17 protein-coding genes and 1 pseudogene are annotated in these 20,915 nt (G+C 65.6%); 6 read left to right on the plus strand and 12 right to left on the minus strand.

Going from position 1 to position 20,915, the window contains the following annotated elements; all coding sequences use genetic code 11:
* The first annotated feature begins 2 nt into the window (after window positions 1–2).
* Window positions 3–1,814, plus strand: a complete 1,812-nt coding sequence (locus F8237_RS02040) for an ABC-F family ATP-binding cassette domain-containing protein (protein ID WP_151642170.1) — start codon at window positions 3–5, stop codon at window positions 1,812–1,814.
* Between the two features lie 3 nt (window positions 1,815–1,817).
* A complete protein-coding gene (locus F8237_RS02045; protein WP_151642171.1) occupies window positions 1,818–2,897 on the plus strand; it encodes an alanine racemase in 1,080 nt (359 codons plus the stop codon).
* Between the two features lie 170 nt (window positions 2,898–3,067).
* Here the strand turns inward: F8237_RS02045 and F8237_RS02050 are convergent, their stop codons facing one another.
* The 8 genes and pseudogenes from F8237_RS02050 to F8237_RS02085 all read right to left on the minus strand — a co-directional run bounded on the left by F8237_RS02050 (window position 3,068) and on the right by F8237_RS02085 (window position 12,634).
* Complete coding sequence (locus F8237_RS02050; RefSeq protein WP_151642172.1) at window positions 3,068–4,300, minus strand: BaiN/RdsA family NAD(P)/FAD-dependent oxidoreductase; 1,233 nt, start codon at window positions 4,298–4,300, stop codon at window positions 3,068–3,070.
* Window positions 4,301–4,422: 122 nt separating this feature from the next.
* Window positions 4,423–5,340: an SDR family NAD(P)-dependent oxidoreductase gene (locus F8237_RS02055; protein WP_151642173.1), complete on the minus strand. Its 918-nt coding sequence runs from the start codon at window positions 5,338–5,340 to the stop codon at window positions 4,423–4,425.
* Window positions 5,341–5,567: 227 nt separating this feature from the next.
* A complete protein-coding gene (locus F8237_RS02060; protein WP_151642174.1) occupies window positions 5,568–6,044 on the minus strand; it encodes a MaoC family dehydratase in 477 nt (158 codons plus the stop codon).
* A complete protein-coding gene (locus F8237_RS02065; protein WP_151642175.1) occupies window positions 6,041–7,768 on the minus strand; it encodes an AMP-binding protein in 1,728 nt (575 codons plus the stop codon). Before F8237_RS02065 ends, F8237_RS02060 begins: the two co-directional genes overlap by 4 nt.
* Window positions 7,769–7,878: 110 nt before the next feature.
* Window positions 7,879–8,793, minus strand: a pseudogene (mmsB, locus tag F8237_RS02070) (3-hydroxyisobutyrate dehydrogenase); the annotation flags it as partial.
* 13 nt (window positions 8,794–8,806) lie between these two features.
* Complete coding sequence (locus F8237_RS02075) at window positions 8,807–9,874, minus strand: enoyl-CoA hydratase/isomerase family protein (protein ID WP_151642177.1); 1,068 nt, start codon at window positions 9,872–9,874, stop codon at window positions 8,807–8,809.
* The gene (locus F8237_RS02080) at window positions 9,871–11,016 is read right to left on the minus strand and encodes an isobutyryl-CoA dehydrogenase (protein WP_151642178.1); all 1,146 of its coding nucleotides are present in this window, start codon (window positions 11,014–11,016) and stop codon (window positions 9,871–9,873) included. The genes F8237_RS02075 and F8237_RS02080 overlap by 4 nt, the downstream gene beginning before the upstream one ends.
* Window positions 11,017–11,137: 121 nt before the next feature.
* Entirely contained in the window at window positions 11,138–12,634 is a 1,497-nt protein-coding gene (locus tag F8237_RS02085) for a CoA-acylating methylmalonate-semialdehyde dehydrogenase (RefSeq protein ID WP_151642179.1), read from the minus strand.
* Window positions 12,635–12,736: 102 nt separating this feature from the next.
* On the opposite strand from F8237_RS02085, the gene F8237_RS02090 reads away from it, so the two are divergent.
* Window positions 12,737–13,645, plus strand: a complete 909-nt coding sequence (locus F8237_RS02090; protein ID WP_151642180.1) for a LysR family transcriptional regulator — start codon at window positions 12,737–12,739, stop codon at window positions 13,643–13,645.
* Window positions 13,646–13,648: 3 nt separating this feature from the next.
* On the opposite strand, the gene F8237_RS02095 is transcribed toward F8237_RS02090, so the two are convergent.
* On the minus strand, window positions 13,649–14,269 hold the full coding sequence (locus F8237_RS02095) for a TetR/AcrR family transcriptional regulator (protein ID WP_151642181.1): 621 nt from the start codon (window positions 14,267–14,269) through the stop codon (window positions 13,649–13,651).
* A gap of 69 nt (window positions 14,270–14,338) precedes the next feature.
* Entirely contained in the window at window positions 14,339–14,869 is a 531-nt protein-coding gene (locus tag F8237_RS02100; protein ID WP_162005835.1) for a PaaI family thioesterase, read from the minus strand.
* Between the two features lie 153 nt (window positions 14,870–15,022).
* Between F8237_RS02100 and F8237_RS02105 the strand changes: the two genes are divergently transcribed.
* The 3 genes from F8237_RS02105 to F8237_RS02115 all read left to right on the plus strand — a co-directional run bounded on the left by F8237_RS02105 (window position 15,023) and on the right by F8237_RS02115 (window position 18,670).
* A complete protein-coding gene (locus tag F8237_RS02105) occupies window positions 15,023–15,793 on the plus strand; it encodes an enoyl-CoA hydratase (RefSeq protein WP_151642183.1) in 771 nt (256 codons plus the stop codon).
* A gap of 277 nt (window positions 15,794–16,070) precedes the next feature.
* Window positions 16,071–17,267: an acetyl-CoA C-acyltransferase gene (locus tag F8237_RS02110; RefSeq protein ID WP_151642184.1), complete on the plus strand. Its 1,197-nt coding sequence runs from the start codon at window positions 16,071–16,073 to the stop codon at window positions 17,265–17,267.
* A 113-nt stretch (window positions 17,268–17,380) separates the two neighbouring features.
* Window positions 17,381–18,670, plus strand: coding sequence for an MFS transporter (locus F8237_RS02115; protein WP_151642185.1), 1,290 nt, complete (start codon window positions 17,381–17,383; stop codon window positions 18,668–18,670).
* Window positions 18,671–18,810: 140 nt separating this feature from the next.
* Here F8237_RS02115 and F8237_RS02120 read toward each other — a convergent pair whose 3' ends face one another.
* Both F8237_RS02120 and F8237_RS02125 read right to left on the minus strand, forming a co-directional pair.
* Window positions 18,811–19,305: a hypothetical protein gene (locus F8237_RS02120; RefSeq protein ID WP_151642186.1), complete on the minus strand. Its 495-nt coding sequence runs from the start codon at window positions 19,303–19,305 to the stop codon at window positions 18,811–18,813.
* A 129-nt stretch (window positions 19,306–19,434) separates the two neighbouring features.
* Window positions 19,435–20,775 (minus strand): type II and III secretion system protein family protein, encoded by a 1,341-nt coding sequence (locus tag F8237_RS02125; RefSeq protein WP_151650430.1) that lies wholly within the window; start codon window positions 20,773–20,775, stop codon window positions 19,435–19,437.
* Window positions 20,776–20,915 lie beyond the last annotated feature (140 nt).

Raw genomic sequence — 20,915 nt, forward strand, 5'->3', positions numbered from 1 at the left:
CCATGGCGCCCCCACTGATCCAGTTGAAGGACATCAGGCTGACCTTTGGCGGCACGCCGCTGCTGTCGGGCGTCGAGCTCAATGTCGCGGCCGGCGAGCGCGTCTGCCTGATCGGCCGCAACGGCTCCGGCAAATCGACGCTGCTGAAGATCGCGGCGGGCCTGGTCGAGCCCGACGGCGGCACGCGCTTCGTGCAGCCCGGCGCCACCGTTCGCTATCTGCCGCAGGAGCCGGATTTCGGCGAGCACAAGACCACGCTCGGCTATGTCGAATCCGGGCTCGCGCCCGGCGACGATTCCTATCAGGCGCGCTATCTCCTGGAGCAGCTCGGCCTCAGCGGCGACGAGGACCCGCACAACCTCTCGGGCGGCGAAGCGCGCCGCGCCGCGCTGGCGTTTGTGCTGGCGCCCTCGCCCGACATATTGCTGCTCGACGAGCCGACCAACCATCTCGATCTCGCCACCATCGAGTGGCTGGAAAAGGAGCTCGACGGCCGCCGCAGCGCGCTGGTGATCATCAGCCATGACCGCCGCTTCCTCACCAATCTCTCGCGCTCCACGGCCTGGCTCGATCGCGGCAAGATCAAGCAGATCGACCGCGGCTTTGCCTCGTTCGAGAGCTGGCGCGACGAGGTGCTGGCGGAAGAAGAACGCGACCAGCACAAGCTCGACCGCAAGATCGTCGACGAGGAGCACTGGCTGCGCCACGGCGTCTCCGGCCGCCGCAAGCGCAACGTCAAGCGGCTCGGCAATCTGCATGCGCTACGCGACCAGCGCCGCAACTATCGCGGCACCGCCGGCACCGCCAGTCTCGCCGCGGCCGAGGCGGACCAGTCCGGCAAACTGGTGATCGAAGCCAAGGGCATCACCAAGGCCTATGGCGGGCGCATCATCGTCGACAATTTCTCCACCCGCATCCAGCGCGGCGACCGGATCGGCATCATCGGGCCGAACGGCGCCGGCAAGACCACGCTGGTCAACCTCCTCACCGGCGGCGCACAGCCGGACTCCGGCACGGTACGTCTCGGCGCCAATCTGGAGACGGCCACTCTCGACCAGCACCGCGAAAGCCTCGATCCCAAATCGACGCTGGCGGAAGCGCTGACCGGCGGCCGCGGCGACCAGATCATGGTCGGCGGCAAGCCGAAGCATGTGGTCGGCTACATGAAGGACTTTCTGTTCGCACAGGAGCAGCGCGGCACGCCTGTGGAGGTGCTCTCCGGCGGCGAGCGCGGCCGGCTGATGCTGGCGCGCGCGCTGGCCAAACCGTCCAACCTGCTGGTGCTGGACGAGCCGACCAACGACCTCGATCTCGAAACCCTCGACGTGCTCGAAGACATGCTCGGCGACTACGAGGGCACCGTGATCCTGATCAGCCACGACCGCGACTTCCTCGACCGCGTCGTCACCTCGGTGATCGCGCCGGAGGGCAACGGAAAATGGACGGAATATGCCGGCGGCTACAGCGACATGCTGATCCAGCGCGGCGCCGACCTGAAGCGCGAGGTCGCGAAAGCGCAAGCCTCCGCGGAGACCAAGGGGGAACGGCCTGCGGCCACCGCATCCGCATCCAAGCGCAAGCTTAGCTTCAACGAGAAGCACGCGCTGGAAACGCTGCCGAAGACGATGGAAAAATTGCAGGCCGACATCGCCAGGCTGCAACGCGTGCTCGACGATCCCAAACTTTACGTCAAGGATCGCAGGAAATTCGACGATACCTCTGCCGCCATCGCCAAGGCGCATAGTGAATTGTCCGCCGCCGAAGAGCGCTGGCTCGAACTGGAAATGCTCCGCGAAGAAATCGAACAGGCTTAACTCATGACCACTCCCCTCGCCGCCAAGATCGCCCGCGAATACGGCACGCCCTGCGCCGTCATCGACATGGACAAGGTCGAGCGCAACATCGCACGCATCCAGAAGGCCTGCGACGATGCCGGCATCGCCAACCGGCCGCACATCAAGACGCACAAGAATCCGACCATCGCGAAGATGCAGATCGCGGCCGGCGCCAAGGGCATCACCTGCCAGAAGCTCGGCGAGGCCGAGATCATGGCCAATGCCGGCATCGACGACATTCTGATCAGCTACAATCTGCTCGGCGAAGAAAAGATGGCGCGGCTCGGCGCGCTGCAAGCCAAGGCAAACATGACGGTGGCCGCCGACAATGCGACCGTCGTCGCGGGCCTGCCGAAGGCCGCCGCCGCATCAGGCCGACCGCTCTCGGTCGTGGTCGAATGCGACACCGGGCGCAAGCGCACCGGCGTCGAGACACCGGCGGAAGCGATTGCGCTGGCGCGCGAGATCGCCGCGTCCAAGGGCCTGCACTTCGCCGGCTTCATGCTGTATCCGACCGAGACCGGCTGGGCCGACGCGCAGGAGTTCTACGACGAGGCGCTGGCCGGCGTGCGCGCGCACGGGCTGGAGGCGACGATCGTCTCGACCGGCGGCACGCCGAACCTGAAGAACATCGGCAAGCTCAAGGGCGGCACCGAACATCGCTTCGGCACCTATATCTACAACGACCGCATGCAGGTCGCGGCCGGCTCCGCGACCTGGGATGACTGCGCGTTGCACATCTATTCGACGGTGGTGAGCCGCGCCGCGCCCGAGCGCGGCATTCTCGACGCCGGCTCCAAGACGCTGACCACGGACACCGGCGGGCTCGAGGGCCACGGCCTGATCCTGGAACACCCCGAAGCCAGGATCGCACGCTTCGCCGAAGAGCACGGCTTCCTCGATCTCTCCCGCAGCAACACGCGTCCGAACGTCGGCGACGTCGTGCGCGTCGTGCCGAACCATGTCTGCGTCGTCGTCAACATGATGGACGAGGTGGTGATGGTGCGCGGCGAGGAGATCATCGGCACGCTGCCGGTGTCGGCCCGGGGCAAGCTGAGGTAGACGCAGGAGTGCCCGCGCATCCTTCGAGGCTCGGCTTCCGGCGCTTTCGCACCGGAAACCTCGCACCTCAGGATGACGCTCTCGTTAGTCTGTCGTTGCTATGACGCTCTCTCGTAGCCGTCACCCTGAGGTGCCGGAGCGAAGCGGAGGCCTCGAAGGGCGGCGGCGTTCTATGAACGCTTCAGCCACTCCAGCACGCCCCTGCCCCCGGCAGCTCCCGTCGCAAACGAGGCCTGCAGCAGGTAACCTCCCGTCGGCGCCTCCCAGTCCAGCATCTCGCCGGCGGCGAACACGCCGGGCAGCTTGCGTAGCATGAAGTGCTCGTCGAGTTCGTCGAAGGTGATCCCTCCCGCGGTCGAGATGGCGCGGTCAATCGGGGCTATCCCGGTGAGCTGAACCGGGATGGCGTTGATCAGGTGCGCCAGATCTGCCGGCGCGAGCGAGGCCAGCGGCCGGCCGGATGCGATGGCGGCCTCCTGCATCAGGCCGATGCCGACCGGCGACAGCTGCGCCGCCTTGCGCAGGAAGTTGGCGAGCGATTGCTTGCCGCGCGTGCCTGATAGCCGCGTGGTCAGCGCGGCAGTGTCGAGATCGGGCCGCAAGGCGATCAGAAGCCGCGCCTGCCCGAGACCCAGCACCGCCTCGCGCAGTTCCGCCGACAGCGCATAGATCGCGCCGCCCTCGATGCCGCTGCGCGTGATCATCGCCTCACCGCGCACCGTGTGCGCTCCGATCGTCAGCGCCACGCCTTTGAGCGGTTGGCCTTCGAAGCGATCACGGAACACATCGGACCATGCGACCCTGAAGCCGGAATTGGCCGGCCGCAACTTCGAGATGGCAATGCCTTTCTCCGCGAGGAGTTCGACCCAGCCTCCGTCCGAACCCAACCGCGGCCAGCTTGCACCGCCGAGCGCGAGCACCGTGGCTTTGGCGTCGATCGCAAACGTGCCATCGGCTGTTTGAAATTTGAGCCGCCCCTGCGCGTCCCATCCGGTCCAGCGATGCCGAAACGCGAATTGCACGCCTGCCGCATCGAGGCGCCGCAGCCAGGCGCGCAGCAATGGCGAGGACTTGAACGTTTTGGGAAACACGCGCCCACTGCTGCCGACGAAGGTCACCTGCCCAAGTGCGGCGCTCCAGTCGCGCAGCGCATCGGGCGGAAACGCCTCGACCGCGGCGCGCAGATGCGGCATCGCCTCCCGGTAGCGGACAAGGAAATCCGCGAGCGGCTCGCTGTGGGTGAGATTGAGCCCACCCCGGCCGGCCATCAGGAATTTGCGGCCCGCGGACGGCATCGCGTCGTAGACTGTGACATGCGCGCCGCCGTGGGCCAGGACCTCAGCCGCCATCAGCCCGGCGGGGCCGGCGCCGATGATGGTGACATGGGTGTCCGGTGGGGTCATGGCGGGAGTTTAGGCCAGGCTGCACGCGAAAGAACAGGTCGTCATGCCCGGGACAAGCCCGGCCATGACGAAGAGTATATTCCCTGGTCAGCCCTGCGCAGCGCCCCGGAACGACAGTGGAGCTACAGCTTGATGCCCGCCCGTGCCGCCGCCTGGGCGACGTATTTCTGCGTCTGCTCGAACGCGCCCGTGAGCGCCCTCGCCTTGGACATGTCGCTGATCTCGGCGAAATGCGCGGCGACCGCGTCCGGCGTCCACTCGGACTCCGGCAGGTTGATGCCTTCGCTCTCCAGGATCTTGATGACCGCAAAGGAGCCGGCGCCGGCGCCCATGATGGTGCGGGTCGGCGCATCCTCGCTCAGCATGTACTCGACGGCGGGCGTGATCGCGTTCGGCTTCATCAATTGCAGCGCCTGCGGCGGTAGCAGCTCTTCGGTCATGCGGGTGGCCGCGGTCGGCGAGATGATGTTGACGCGGATGTCGGTCTTGCGTCCCTCCTCGGCCAGCACGTTCATCAGGCCGACCATTCCTGATTTCGCCGCGCCGTAATTGGCCTGGCCGAAATTGCCGTAGAGGCCGGAGGACGAGGTCGTCAGCACGATGCGGCCGTAGTTGCGCTCGCGCATGCCGGCCCAGACCGCCTTGCAGCAGTAGAAGGTGCCGACCAGGTGCACGTCGAGCACCTTCTGGAAATCGGCGGCTTCCATCTTGCCGAACGACTTGTCGCGCAGGATGCCGGCATTGGCGCACATCAGATCGACGCTGCCCCACTCCTTGGTGGCGCGCGCCACCATCTCCGTGACCTGCTCGAAATTCGAGACGTCGGCGCCGTCGGCCATCGCGGTGCCGCCCGCCTTGCGGATCTCCTCGACCACGGTTTCCGCCGGCGACAGCGAGCCGCCGCTGCCGTCGCGTGCGCCACCGAAATCGTTGACCACGACCTTTGCGCCGCGACTCGCCAATCCCAGCGCGTGCGCGCGTCCCAGACCATTGCCCGCGCCGGTGACGATGGCGACGCGTCCGTCGAACCTGATTGCCATTGTGCAGTTCCTGCTTCTTCTTCCTTCTCCCCTTGTGGGAGAAGGTGGCGCGAAGCGCCGGATGAGGGGTCTCTCGCAACAGATGCGCTCGCGGAGAGAGACCCCTCACCCGGCTTCGCGTTCCGCGAAGCCACCCTCTCCCACAAGGGGAGAGGGTAAGAGCGCTCCGCACGAGATTTGGACAGCTTTTGAGCAGCGATGGAGGGCTTGGTCAAGCCCACCCAGACTCACGCAAAATAGATCAGCCCGAGCCAGTCGGCGACCAGCGCCGGCTTGTCCTCGCCTTCGATCTCCACGGTGACGTTGGTGCGGGACTGCAATTCGTTGGGCTTGCGCAGCTTCGCCTCGGCCAGCACGAAGCGGCCGCGGATGCGCTTGCCCGAGCGTACCGGCGAGATGAAGCGCAGCTTGTCGAAGCCGTAATTGACGCCCATCGTCGTGCCCGCGATCGCTGGCATCACTTCGTAGGACATCACCGACATCATCGACATCGTCAGGAAGCCGTGCGCAATGGTGGTGCCGAACGCGCTTTCCTTCGCCCTTTGGGGATCGACGTGGATGAACTGGTGATCCTCGGTCACGTCGGCATAGGTGTCGATGCGGGGCTGGTCGATCAGGTACCAAGACGAGACGCCGATCTCCTTGCCGACCAGAGCCTGATAGGCCTCCAGCGTGATCGGCGGCTTCTTCCAGATTTCGTTCATGTCGCTTCAGGTCTCACTTCTTGTTTCGACAGTTCCGGAAAATCCTCTTCGCGGAATTCCCGGCCGCGGAGGGGATCGTTGCGGTCGTCGTCGCGCTCCAGCCGTCGTAGCTGGACGCGGCGGATTTTGCCAGAGATCGTCTTCGGCAGCTCGGTGACGATTTCGAGACGGCGGATACGCTTGAACGGCGCAAGACGGCTGTGCAGGTGCTGGAAGATGGAGAGCGCGGTCTCGGCCGTCCGCTCGGCGTCTGCCGTAAGCAACACGAACGCCTTGGGGATCGCGAGCCGGATCGGATCGGGGCTCGGCACCACGGCCGCTTCCGCCACCAGCTCGTGCTCCAGCAGCACGCTTTCCAGCTCGAACGGGCTGATGCGGTAGTCCGAGGATTTGAACACGTCGTCGGAACGGCCAACGAAAGTGAGATAGCCGTCCTCGTCCTCGAACACGACGTCGCCGCTGCGATAGAGCGCGCCTTCGGCACCCGAGAGCTTGCCCTCGTCGCCCTGATAACCCTGCATCAGGCCGGCGGGACGGTTCGCGCCCAGCACCAGTGTCACCTCGCCTTCCTTCGCGGGGTGACCGTCGGCGTCGCTGACCTGCACGCGATAGCCCGGCAGCGGCCGGCCCATCGAGCCGACCTTGATTGTCTGCCCCGGCGAGTTGCCCGCGAGCGCAGTCGTCTCGGTCTGGCCGTAGCCGTCGCGGATGGTGAGCCCCCAGGCGGCCTTCACTTGGTCGATCACTTCGGGATTGAGCGGCTCGCCGGCGCCGCAGACCTCGCGAAGTGCGACCTTGAACGATGCGAGGTTCTCCTGGATGAACAGGCGCCACACCGTCGGCGGCGCGCACAGCGTGGTGACGCCGCAGCGGCCGATGGTGGCGAGCAGCGCCTTGGCGTCGAAGCGCGGCTGGTTGACCACGAACACGGTGGCGCCCGCGTTCCACGGCGCGAAGAAGCAGCTCCAGGCATGCTTGGCCCAGCCGGGCGAGGAGATGTTGAGATGGACGTCGCCGGGTTTCAGCCCGATCCAGTACATGGTGGAGAGATGGCCGACGGGATAGCTGCGCTGGCTGTGCAGCACCAGTTTTGGTTTTGCCGTGGTGCCCGAGGTGAAATAGAGCAGCATCGGGTCGTCGGCGTGGGTTGGGCCGTCGGGCGTGAAGCTTTCCGGCGCCGACGCGGCCTCGTCATAGCCAAGCCAGCCATCGGAGCCGGCACCGACCACGATGCGGACGACATTCTCGGCACCAAGGCTCGCGAACTTGGCGACCTGGTCTTGCGCAGCAACCACCGCTTTCGCCTTGCCGCGATCGAGCCGGTCGCGCAGCTCGTCGGCGGTGAGCAACGTGGTGGCCGGAATGACGACGACGCCGAGCTTGATCGCAGCCAGCATGGTCTCCCACAGCGGAACCACATTGCCGAGCAGCAGCAGGAGATGATCGCCGCGCTTCAGGCCTTGCGCATGGAGGAAGTTGGCAACCTGGTTCGAGCGCTTCGAGAGCGCAGCGAAAGACAGCTTCGTCTGTTTGTCCTGCGCGGCATCGACGATCCAGAGCGCGGGCAAATCCCTGCTGTCCGCATTCGCCGCCAGCTCGGCGTCGAACCAGTCGAGCGCCCAGTTGAAGGGGACCGGATCTGGCCAGCGGAAATCCCTAACCGCTGTCTCGTAGTCCGTGCGATGTTGCAGAAGAAACGCGCGAGCGTCCTGAAATGTGGTCATCCGGCTTCACCAAATTCACTGCCGTCATCCTGAGGAGCCGCGAAGCGGCGTCTCGAAGGATGGCCACAGGCACCGTTTTTTCATCCTTCGAGGCTCGCTCGGCTCGCACCTCAGGATGACGACGATCGAGCCAGCCCCCTAACGTGCTCGATAATTCCGGAAAAATCCACCCCACCCTGGCCCGCCTTGTCGAAGGCCTGGTAAATCTCCTGCGCATGCTGGCCGAGCGGCGTCGCCGCGCCCGCAGCCTTCGCGGCGTCCTGCGCCAGGGTCAGATCCTTCACCATCAGCGCCGAGGCGAAGCCCGGCTTGTAGTCGTTGTTGGCGGGCGAGGTCGGGACCGGACCCGGCACCGGACAATAGGTCGTCAGCGACCAGCACTGGCCGGACGATGTCGAGGCGACGTCGAACAGCGCCTGATGCGAGAGCCCGAGCTTTTCGCCCAGCGCAAAGGCCTCACTCACCGCGATCATGGAAATGCCGAGGATCATGTTGTTGCAGATCTTGGCCGCCTGCCCTGCGCCGGCACCGCCGCAATGCACGATCTTCTTGCCCATCTTCTCCAGCACGGGCTTGGCCGCAGCAAATGCGCCCTCCTCTCCGCCGCACATGAAGGTGAGCGTCGCACCCTTGGCGCCGCCGGTGCCGCCGGAAACTGGCGCATCGACCGAGAGCACGCCGTTCTTGGCCGCAAGCGCGTGCGCCTGACGCGCGCTTTCGACGTCGATGGTCGAGCTATCGATGATCAACGCGCCCTTGGTCATGACAGGGACGACCTCGTTCCAGACACCGAGCACGTGCTTGCCGGCCGGCAGCATGGTGACGACGACATCGGCGCCCTTGACCGCGCCCGCCGCGCTGTCGGCGATGGCGGCACCGTCAGCCTTGGCTTGCGCGCGCGAGGCCTCGACGAGGTCGAACGCCACCACCTTGTGTCCGGCCTTGACCAGATTGGCCGCCATCGGGCCGCCCATGTTGCCGAGACCGATGAATGCGATCGTGGCCATCTCGATATCCTCCGCTGTGACGTTTCGTTGATTAGTTGAACTTCAGCTCGTCGGCGCCGATCTCGGCGAGATATGACGCAAGCATGTCCGGTGTCACGTCCTCGATCCGCGGCGGCGACCAGGTCGGGTTGCGGTCCTTGTCGATCACGGCGGCACGCACGCCTTCGCGGAAATCGTCGCTGCGGAAGACTTCCAGCGCGGCGCGATATTCGCGCACGAGACATTCTTCCAGCGTTGAAGTCTTGCGAGCGAGGCGCAGCAGCTTCAGCGTCACCACCATGCCGCGCGGTGACTTCTCACCAAGTGTCTTTAACGTCGCCAATGCGAACTCGGAGCCGTCGCGCGTCAGCGCGGCAAAGATGTCCTCCATGCGGTCGAAGCCGAACAGCGCATCGATCATCGCCTGCTTTGCCGCGACCGGACCGGCCGCATCGCCCGTCGCGAAGCTGTTGATGAGCTTGCTGACTTCGGCCGGGCTCGCTGCTGGGCCAACCCGCGTCAGTGCCTCGCGCAGCTCCGGCCATTTGGCCGCGGGCACCACGGCATCGGCGAACTTCGCGTGGATCGCATCGGGGCCGTTCATGGTCTGGCCGGTGAGGCCGAAATAGGTGCCGATCTCGCCGGGCGAACGCGACAGCAGCCAGGTGCCGCCGACGTCCGGGAAGAAGCCGAGGCCGACCTCGGGCATCGCAAGTTTCGTCCGGTCGGTGACGATACGATGGCTGGCATGGCCGGAAAGACCAACGCCGCCGCCCATCACGAGGCCGTCCATGAACGCGACATACGGTTTCGGATACTTCGCGATCCGCGCATTCATGATGTATTCCTGGCGCCAGAATCGCGCGCCGAGGTCGCCGCCTTCGCGCGAGCTCTCCCAGAGCCCGCGGATGTCACCGCCGGCGCAGAGGCCGCGCTCGCCGGCGCCTTCCAGGATGATCACAGCCACCTCAGGATCAGCCTCGAAGCGATCGAGCGCCGCGTCGATGCCCTCAGACATCTCCAGCGTCATGGCGTTGATCGCCTTGGGCCGGTTGAGGCGGATCACGCCCGCTGCGCCTTCGCGGCGAACGATGAGGTCGCCCTCTTCCACTGCGTTCATCGCGCGCCCTCGATCAGCTTGCGCGCCACGATGAGCCGCATGATTTCATTGGTGCCTTCGAGAATCTGGTGCACGCGCAGATCGCGCACGATCTTCTCGATGCCGTATTCGCTGAGGTAGCCGTAGCCGCCGTGAAGCTGCAGCGCCTGGTTGGCGACCTCGAAGCCGGCATCGGTGCCGAACCGCTTGGCCATCGCGCACAGCATGGTCGCATCGGGATCCTTGCGGTCGAGCGCAGCGGCGGCGCGCCACAGGAAGGTGCGCGCGGCCTCGAGCTCGATCGCCATGTCGGCGAGGCGGAACTGCAGCGCCTGGAATTCGTCGAGGCGTTTTCCAAACGCCTTGCGCTCCTTCATGTAGGCGCGCGCCTTGTCGAGCGCGGTCTGGGCGCCGCCGAGCGAGCACGCCGTGATGTTGAGGCGGCCGCCGTCGAGGCCGGCCATCGCGATCTTGAAGCCGGCGCCCTCCTCGCTCAACCGGTTGGCAACAGGCACGCGGGCGTTCTCGAACATCACCGCGCGGGTCGGTTGCGCGTTCCAGCCCATCTTGCGCTCGTTGGCGCCGAAGGAGACGCCCGGCGTCTTGCCGTCGATGACGAGGGTCGAGATACCGCCGGGGCCATCGCCGCCGGTGCGAACCATTGCGACCAGCAGATCGGTGCCGCCGGCCCCCGAGATGAACTGCTTCTGGCCGTTCAGCACATAATGGTCGCCGTCGCGCACCGCGCGGGTGCGCAAGCTCGCCGCATCCGAGCCGGCGCCCGGCTCGGTCAGGCAATAGCTCGCGATCAGCTCCATCGAGCAGAGCTTCGGCAGCCATGTGTGGCGCTGGGCGTCGTTGCCGTAGGCATCGATCATCCAGGACGCCATGTTGTGGATGGAAATGAACGCCGAGGTGGTCGGGCAGCCCGTCGCCAGCGCCTCGAAGATCAGCGCCGCGTCGAATCGCGTCATGGCGGAGCCACCGACATCCTCGCGGATGTAGATGCCGCCCATGCCGAGGGTTGCCGCCTCGCGCATCACGTCGACGGGAAAATGCTTCTCCTCGTCCCAGCGCAGCGCGTGCGGCGCGATCTTTTCCGCCGCAAACGCCAACGCCATGTAGCGAACCGCGACCTGATCCTCGTTCAGAGCGAACTGCATGCTGCCGCCTACCCTTTCACTCCATCGTCATTGCGGGCGCAGCGAAGCAATCCAGCATCCCTCCGCGGAGACGGTCTGGATTGCTTCGTCGCAAGAGCTCCTCGCAATGACGGCGGAAGGATCACTTCATCAGCGGGATCGAGAACTCCGCACCTTCCTTGACGCCGGACGGCCAGCGCGAGGTCACCGTCTTGGTCTTGGTGTAGAAGCGGACCGAGTCCGGGCCGTGCTGGTTGAGATCGCCGAAGCCGGACTTCTTCCAGCCGCCGAAGGTGTAATAGGCGATCGGAACCGGGATCGGCACGTTGATGCCGACCATGCCGACATTGACCTTGGCCGCGAAGTCGCGCGCGGCGTCGCCGTCGCGGGTGAAGATGGCGACGCCGTTGCCGTAATCATGCTCGGACGGCAGCGCCAGCGCTTCCTTGTAGTCGTGCGCGCGCACGACCGAGAGCACCGGGCCGAAGATCTCTTCCTTGTAGATCCGCATGTCCTTGGTGACGTTGTCGAACAGCGAACCGCCGAGATAGAAGCCGTTCTCGTAGCCCTGCATCTTGAAGCCGCGGCCGTCGACGGCGAGCGTTGCGCCTTCCTTGATGCCGATGTCGATGTAGCCCTTGACCTTCTCGACCGCCTCGCGCGTCACCAGCGGACCGAAATCGGCTGACGGATCGATCGAGGTGCCGATCTTCAGAGACTCGACGCGCGGGATCAGCTTTTCCATGAGACGGTCGGCGGTGGACTTGCCGACAGGGACGGCAACCGAGACCGCCATGCAGCGTTCGCCGGCCGAGCCGTAGCCGGCACCGATCAGCGCGTCGACAGCCTGGTCCATGTCCGCGTCCGGCATGATGATGGCGTGATTCTTCGCGCCGCCAAAGCACTGGCAGCGCTTGCCGGTCTGGGCGGCACGCTCGTAGATGTACTGCGCGATCGGCGTGGAGCCGACGAAGCCGACGGCCTTGATATCGGGATCGTCGAGGATGGCGTCGACCGCCTCCTTGTCGCCATTGACGACGTTGAGGATGCCGGCCGGCAGGCCCGCTTCGATCATCAGTTGGGCGAGCATCATCGGCACGCCGGGATCGCGCTCCGACGGCTTCAGGATGAAGGCATTGCCGCAGGCGATCGCGGGCGCGAACTTCCACATCGGGATCATCGCCGGGAAATTGAACGGCGTGATGCCGGCAACGACGCCGAGCGCCTGGCGCATGGAATAGATGTCGATGCCGGGGCCGGCGCCTTCGGTGTACTCGCCCTTCATCAGATGCGGAATGCCGCAGGCAAATTCCGCGACCTCGAGGCCGCGCTGGATGTCGCCCTTGGCATCCGGCACGGTCTTGCCGTGCTCGCGCGCCAGCATCTCGGCGAGCTTGTCGTAGTCGCGCTGCACCAGCTCGACGAATTTCATCATCACGCGGGCGCGGCGCTGCGGGTTGGTCGCAGCCCATGCCGGCTGCGCGGCGCGGGCGTTCTCGACAGCGGCGCGGACTTCGGCCTTGGACGCCAGCGCCACCTTGGCCTGGACGTCACCGGTCATCGGCTCGAAAACGTCGGCGGTGCGGCCCGAGGTGCCCTTGACCTCCTTGCCACCGATGAAATGTCCGACTGCGCGCATGGAATGAACTCCTTAGGTCCCGGTCTGATCGCTTTGACAAATCCTATCGACCTGCATTTTATAGGATTCAAGTCTGAGATAATGCACCATAGATGTGCGGAAATGCTGGATCAAGGTCAACTCGACTGGGACGACTTCCGCTTCGTGCTGGCCATCGTGCGGGGTGGCTCGGTTTCGGCTGCGGCCAAGCAGCTCGGCGTCGACCATGCCACGGTGATCCGCCGCGTCGACCGGCTGGAAAAGCACCTCTCGGCCAAGCTGTTTGACCGGCGCAAGACCGGCTATCTGCTCACCGAGGCTGGCCAGCGCGTCGCCGACAGCGCGGAAGCCATGGAATCAACCATCGTCGCCAACCAGGAGCAGGTCGGCGGCTCCGTCGCGCGGTTGACCGGCACGGTGCGGATCGGCGCGCCCGACGGATTCGGTACGGCCTTCCTGGCGCCGCGGCTGGCCCCGTTCGCGGACCGCTACCCCGACCTCGATTTGCAACTTGTAGCTACCGCCCGCCTGTTCAGCCTCTCCAAGCGCGAGGCCGACATCGCCATCAGCCTCACCATGCCGAAGGAAGGCCGCATCGTCGGCCGCAAGCTGCTCGACTACCGCCTCGGGCTTTACGCGGCGCCCGCCTATCTCGACCGCTTCCCTAAAATCACCTCCCGCGAAATGCTGCCGCAGCACCGCTTCGTCGGCTACATCGAGGAGCTGCTGTTCACGCCGGAACTCGACTATCTGCCGCAGGTGTCGCCGCGGATTTCCGCGCGTTTCCGCAGCGCCAATCTGATCGCGCAGCTCAATGCCACGCTCTCGGGCTTCGGCATCGCCGTGCTGCCGCACTTCATGGCGAGCGACTATCCGCAACTCGTGGCGGTGCTGCCGGAGGAGATCTCGATCACCCGCACGTTCTGGATGCTGATGCACGCCGACAGCAAGGATCTGGCGCGGATCCGGGCGGTGGCGGATTACATCGGCGAGATCGTGGAACGGGACCGGGCGTTGTTCGGGGGGCGGTGAAGCCTAACCCTGCTTCGGCTTCTTCGCCGCCGCCGCCTTCGGCTCGCGCTTCGCACCCTCGAGCGCGCTGTCCTTGCCGGCCTTCAGCACCTCGTCCGACAGCTCGCTCGAGCCGGCAATCCGCGCCAGCAGCATGGTGCCGGCCATGGTCGCCAGCGTCGCGATCGCCTGCTTGCGGGCGGCCTTGCGCGGCAGGTTCGGAATGAAGTCGGTCATCATCTCGACCATCTCGTCGAGCTTGCCGGCAAAGGCCTTGCGGGTCTTCGGGCTCTCGCGGGCGATCTCCGCGCCCAGCGCGGGAATCGAGCAGCCATGGCCGGGATTGTCGCGGTGGAGGGTCGACAGATAGGTCTCGACGATCTGGGTCAGTTGCTTCTCGGGCGCGACCTGATCGGACTGCTTGCGCCAGTGCTCCATCGAGCGGTCCATGGCGTAGGCAAAGGCCTCGATCACCAGCGCCTCGCGCGAGTCGAAATGCGCGTAGAAGCCGCCATGGGTCAGGCCCGCCTCCTTCATCAGGTCGGCGACGCCGATGCCGTGGGCGCCCTTCTCCCGCAGCCGCACCGAGGCCTTCTTCACGATGCGGTCGTGGGTTTCCTGCTTGTGTTCCCGGGAATAGCGCATGCACGTCTCATTGAATGTCGGAGATCATTTCATAACACAGGAACGGCCCGGCGTGTGCATTAATTCATATCAAGTTGTTGCGCCGATCATGGAAAAGGTTGTAGTTGCATGGACTGCGAGCGCGCCCTTGCCGTCGCGCACGAAGCCCTCGGTGTAGCTGGTCTGGCGGCCCAGCTTCATCACTTTACCTTCGGCCGAGATCAGCCCCGACCGGACCGACAGCGGTCGCAGGAAGGTCATTTTCAGGTCGAGCGTCACGGACGACTGCCCGGCCTCCAGCCGAGTCGAAATCGCGCAGCCCATGGCGGTATCGATCAGCGCCGCCGCGGTCGCGCCGTGCAACAGACCGATGGTATTTTCGAGGTCCTCGCGTGGCTCCAGCTCCATCACGATCCGGCCCGGCTCGACCACGGCCATTGTAAAGCCGATCAGCCTGGCGAAGGGCGGCGGTGGCAAACGGCCGTCGCGAATGCCCAGCATCGCGTCCATGCCTGACAGGCCCATGGCCACTTTGGCGACCGGCGCGGGAACCTGCCAGTCCACCATGCGCTCGCGCCGCTGCGCCGGCGAAAACAGCTCGAGTTGATCGTCACTGGTCATGGCGGCCTCTTTGTATGATATCTGTCATACTATGCCACGGATTTCGCACTGGCAACTCCGTCCCCTGTCCGCTTGACAAGACCGGCGTTTCGGCCCGGAAGTGATCCGGACCGGTGCGCCTTGCGCCTGTCCACGAAACTTTCGAGACCCACGATGGAAATGCTCAATCAGCACTGCGGCGTGACGCGCGACGCGCGCGGCGTCGTTCATGTCGCGATCTGCAACGCCGGCTCGCTCAACATCCTAGGCTCGCCCGTGACCGACGCGGTCCGCCAGGGCCTGCAGCAGCTCAGCTCAGACCGCAGCATCCGCGTCGTGGTGCTGCGCGGCCAGAGCGAGAAGAGCATGATCGGCGGCGCCGACATCAAGGAGATGGCGAATCTCGACCAGACATCGGCCGAAGCTTTCATCAGCCGCCTGCGCGATCTCTGCGAAGCCGTGCGGCAATTCCCGGCCCCCGTGATCGCACGAATGCCCGGCTGGTGCCTCGGCGGCGGGCTGGAGGTCGCGGCGGCCTGCGACTTCCGGATTGCGGCGCACGATGCGCATTTCGGCATGCCCGAGGTGCGCGTCGGCATCCCCTCGGTGATCCACGCCGCGCTGTTGCCGCGCCTGATCGGCTGGGCCCGCGCGCGCTGGCTGGTGATGACGGCGGAGAACATCGACGCACCGACGGCGCTGGCCTGGGGCCTGGTCGACAAGGTCGCGCCGGAGGGCGGACTGGACGCGGAGGTCGAGCACCTCATCAACGCGCTGCTCGAATGCGGCCCCGAAGCACTGCGCTCGCAGAAGGCGCTGCTGCGGCAATGGGAGGAACTGCCGCTGACGGAGTCGGTGAACCTCAGCGTCAAGGTGTTCGGCGAATCGTTCCTGACCGACGAGCCGACCCGGCTGATGCAGGCGTTTGTGAACCGGAAGCGGTAGGCACAGGCTTCGGTGCCCCGGACGCAGCGCAGCGCCGTTTTGGCGGTGCGCTGCCGAGCCGGTGCCCATGCATCAACGAGGTCGGCGCGGCTCTGGGTCCCGGCTCTGCGTCCCGACGTTGCACGTCGCGACGCGTCCGGGACACGGATGAAGAAACAGCGCCGCAACAAACCTCACCCCCGTATCACGACATTTTCTCATCCCTGCCACAGTTGCATTTTTTGCGCCGCATCATATGATGACCATAATCTTACCCGCCATCGCAGGGAGTTTCGTCATGGCCGAAGCCGCCGATCCCGTCGTCATCGTCTCCGCCGCCCGCACCCCGCTCGGCCGCTTCATGGGCGAATTGTCGCCATTCGCCGCGCACAAACTCGGCTCGCATGTGATCGCGGCCGCGCTGGAGCGCGCAACACTCGCGCCCGAGAAGGTCGACGAGGTCTTCATGGGCTGCGTCCTTCCTGCCGGCCAGGGACAGGCGCCGGCGCGGCAGGCCGCGCGGGCCGCGGGACTTCCCGATGCCACCGGCGCCACCACCGTCAACAAGGTCTGCGGCTCCGGCATGAAGGCGACCATGCTGGCGCACGACATCATCCGCGCGGGCTCGGCCGAGATCGTCGTCTCCGGCGGCATGGAGAGCATGAGCAACGCGCCGTATCTGCTGGCGAAAGCGCGCGGCGGCTACCGCGTCGGCCATGACCGCATCATCGACCACATGATGATGGACGGCCTCGAAGACGCCTACGAGACCGGCCGTTCCATGGGCGATTTCGGCGAGGCGACCGCGGAGGCCTATCAGTTCACCCGCAAGGACCAGGACGCCTATGCGATGGAGACGCTCGGCCGGGCGCGCAAGGCGGTCGAGGGCGGTGCGTTCAAGGCCGAGATCGCGCCGATCACGCTGACCGAGAAGGCCGGCCCGCGCGAGATCGCCAATGACGAGCATCCGCTGAAGGTCGACCCCGCCAAGATCCCCGGCCTGAAGCCGGCCTTCCGCGCCAACGGCACCATCACGCCGGCCGCCTCTTCCGCCAACGCCGACGGCGCCGCGGCGCTGGTGCTGACGAAGCGTTCGCTCGCCGATCGAGAGGGTCTGCCGGCGCTGGCCGTGATCAAGGGCCACGCCACTCACAGCCAGGAGCCGCAATGGTTCACCACCGCGCCGATCCCGGCGATCCGCAAGCTGCTCGACAAGGTCGGCTGGAGCGCGGGTGACGTCGACCTGTTCGAGATCAACGAGGCCTTCGCCGTGGTGGCGATGGCGGCGCAGCGCGATCTCGGCATTCCCCGCGACAAGCTGAACATCAACGGCGGCGCCTGCGCGCTCGGCCACCCCATCGGCGCCACCGGCGCGCGATTGATCGTGACGCTGCTGCACGCACTCGAGGCCAACAACCTCAAGCGCGGCGTCGCGGCGCTCTGCATCGGCGGCGGCGAAGCCACGGCGATCGCGGTGGAGCGTCTCACGCACTGACGCGCATGCGTCCGAAAATGAGGGAACTCTGTCATTTCCGACAGACAGCGCCCGTGCCATTCTGGAAACTCGCGCAGGTGTTTCGAAACCTGCCCATCAAACGTTGAGGCCCAATGATCTCGAACTGGCTCGCGGCAGCGCTTTCCCGCCGCAACATCCACTACGGCTGGGTGATGGTCGGCGTGACCTTCCTCACCGCGCTGATCAGCGCGGGCACGGTCGGCGCGCCCGGCGTGTTCATCGTTCCCCTGCAGAAGGAGTTCGGCTGGAGCACGGCGCAAATTTCCTCCGCGCTCTCGATCCGCTTCATCCTGTTCGGGCTGATGGCGCCGTTCGCGGCCGCCCTGCTCAACCGCTACGGCCTGCGCAATGTCACGCTGACGGCGCAGCTCATCGTGGTCTCGGCGCTGGTCCTCTCGCTCGGCATGACCGAGGTCTGGCAGCTCGTCGCGCTGTGGGGCGTGGTGATCGGCATCGGCACCGGCATGACCGCGCTGGTGCTGGGCGCGACCATCGCGACGCGCTGGTTCGCGGCGCGGCGCGGCCTCGTCGTCGGTATCCTGACCGCGAGCGTCGCCACCGGACAGCTCGTGTTCCTGCCGCTGCTCGCGAGCCTCACCGAACGCTACGGCTGGCGGTTGGCGCTCGGCTTCGTCTGCATCGCGCTCGGCGTGTCCGCCCTCGCAGTCCTGCTCGCGATGCGCGACCGGCCGAGCGATGTGGGACTGCGTCCGTTCGGTGACGAAGGCACCGAGCCCCTGCCCACCCCGCCGGTCAACCACGGCTCGATCACGGGCGTGGCGCTCGGCACGCTGCGCGATGCCTCGAAGTCGCGCGCGTTCTGGATCCTGTTCGCCACCTTCTTCGTCTGCGGCGCGTCCACCAACGGCCTCGTCCAGGTACATTTGATCCCGATGTGCCTGGATTTCGGCATCCCGCAGGTGCAGGCCGCGAGCCTGCTCGCCGCGATGGGCATCTTCGACTTCTTCGGCACCATCATGTCGGGCTGGCTGTCGGACCGCTACGACAATCGCTATCTGTTGTTCTGGTACTACGGCCTGCGCGGGCTCTCGCTGCTATTCCTGCCCTTCAGCGATTTCTCGTTCTACGGCCTGTCGCTGTTCGCGATGTTCTACGGGCTCGACTGGATCGCGACGGTGCCGCCGACGGTGCGCCTCACCGCGCAGAAGTTCGGACCCGAGCGCGCCAATCTGGTGTTCGGCTGGATTTTCGCCGGCCATCAGCTCGGCGCGGGCACCGCCGCTTTCGGCGCCGGTTTCTCGCGGACGGTCTATCAGAGCTATCTGCCCGCCTTCTTCATCGCCGGCGCGCTCTGCGTGTTCGCCGCTCTGATCGTGCTGGCGCTGGCGCGGCAACCGAAGCCGCAACCAGCGCCGGCTTAGTACCTGACGGTGGCGGTGACGCAAAAGACTGCGGCGTCACCGATGCGCGAAAGGCCGGCCGGATCGTTGGGACCTTGATGATCGAAGCCCGTCGGGTGGCCGCCGCTATCGCAGCGCCACGCCGGGCAGGTTCGGGACGATCACTTCGGCTCCTTGTTCAACTCGATCGCGACCTCCGACATCCAGGAGCCCGGGGCTTCCATCAGGAAGGACTGATGACCGGCCTTGGTCTGGATCGTCACCAGCGCAGCCACGGTGTTTCCCTCAATTCGCGCCTCGATCAGGCCATCTTTGTTCGTGCCGTAGACCTTGCCACCCTGCCGGTATTCGCTCTCGAACCAATTGCCGGAAAGCTCCGTCCCGCTCTGCTCGATGTTCGCGGACAGAACCATCTTGTAGGCATCGCTCGCGCAGCGCAGGTCGAGCGTCAACGAGCGTCCGGGCCTGGTGACGTTGTAGGCCACCTTGCAGCGAACTTTTTCGCGCGGGCTGTCCGAAGGCTTCATGGTGCCGGTGCCAGACCATGCGCCGGCCAAACCGTCGAACACCGGCTCTGCGCGCAACGGGCCGATGCCGACGAGCGCAAAGCATGCAGCACCGATGCTCACGCGCACCACGGAACATTTCAAAAGCATTCCACCAATCCTGATCCGTAAAATCCGAGCACGTCCTATGCCCGAACAACCGCGGGATATTGACGAAGATGTTTGGGAATGTTGCTGGGATTGCCTGAACATTGCCGGGATCGATGCCTGGATGGCGCGTCAATCGGTGATGAAGCCGATATCGCCGCGACGGGCTCCGGTCGATCCCGTTCGGCCATAAAGCCGATTGACGTTGCCGATGAGATTGGCTTGCGGATCGCTCGGGGCGACGAAGCCGTCATCCGGCCGCGATAGCTCTCTCGGGCTCACGGCACGAACGAGGTACGGCGTAACGAGAACGACGAGCTCGGTCTGGTTATTGACGAAGTCCTGACTCCGGAAGAGCGCGCCCAGCAGCGGTACCTGCATGAGGCCGGGCAAGCCATTCACAGCTCGCTTTGTCTGGTCCCGAATCAGGCCGGCGATGGCCATGGACCCGCCCGAGGGGATTTCGAGCGTGCTCTCGGCCCGGCGCGTCTTGATCGACGGAATGGTCAGAGAGTTGGTCGTGCTGTCGCTCACCGCCTGAGACAAGGTGATCGAATTCTCGTTCGAGAGATCCGACACCTCGGTCATCAAATGCAGGCTGATGCGACCTTCCGCCAGCACGACCGGCGTGAAGTTCAACGACATTCCGAACTTCTTGTAGCTGATCTGCGTCGTGCACACATGGGTCGTCGGGTCGCAGGAATACCCCGCGGGAACGGGAAACTCACCGCCTGAGATGAAAGTGGCGGCCTCTCCCGATATCGCCGTCAGCGTGGGTTCCGCCAACGTGCGTACGACGCCCGCCTTCTCCATCGCCCTCAGCGTGGCCGTCTTTCCGCCGGCCGACAGGGTCACGCTGTTGCCGTCGACAAGGTTCTTGCCGTAGGCCGTGAAGGGGTTTGAATTGCTCAGGCTGACGACCGACGTGCCCGAGGAGAGACTGGTGCTGAGATCGACACCGAGCTGCTTCACGATCTCGCGTGAAATCTCGGCGACCGTCACCTTCAACATCACCTGGTCGCGTCCCCGAACCGTGATCGAGTTGACAACTTTGTCGGCCGCGCCGGTGAGACGCGCGGCAATATCGTTGGCCTGCTGGGCTTCGATGGGCGTCGCGACGGAGCCGCTCAGGATGACCCCATCGCCGACGCCGTCAATCTGGACATTGGCCGCGGGAAGCGCCTGCTTCAGTGCGGCACGAACTCCGTTGAGGTCACGCTTGACGGCGATGTCGTAGGCGACGATCGACTGGCCGGCGGTATCGAAGAACACCACGTTGGTTTGCCCGACCGCCGCGCCGATGATGTAGGCGCGCTGCGCCGATCGAAGCACAACGTTGGCGATCTTGGGGTCGGCGACCAGCACGTCCTTCGCATCGCGCGGAAGATCGACCACGAACGACTTGCCTATGCCGAGTGACGCAAACCTCGTATCGGACTGGCTGACCGCGTCTCCCTGTCGCGGGGTTCGCAGGTCCCCAGCTCCCGAGGACGACGATGGTCCGGCGCAAACAGCAGCCAGAACGAGCAGCGCTGAAAGCCGGCGCCTGCGGGCACGCGGGGATGGCCCGATGCCACGATAGATAAGACTGATCCTCAACGTCTTGTCCCTCA

Origin of the sequence: Bradyrhizobium betae (assembly GCF_008932115.1) — a bacterium.
Classification (GTDB): Bacteria; Pseudomonadota; Alphaproteobacteria; order Rhizobiales; family Xanthobacteraceae; genus Bradyrhizobium; species Bradyrhizobium betae.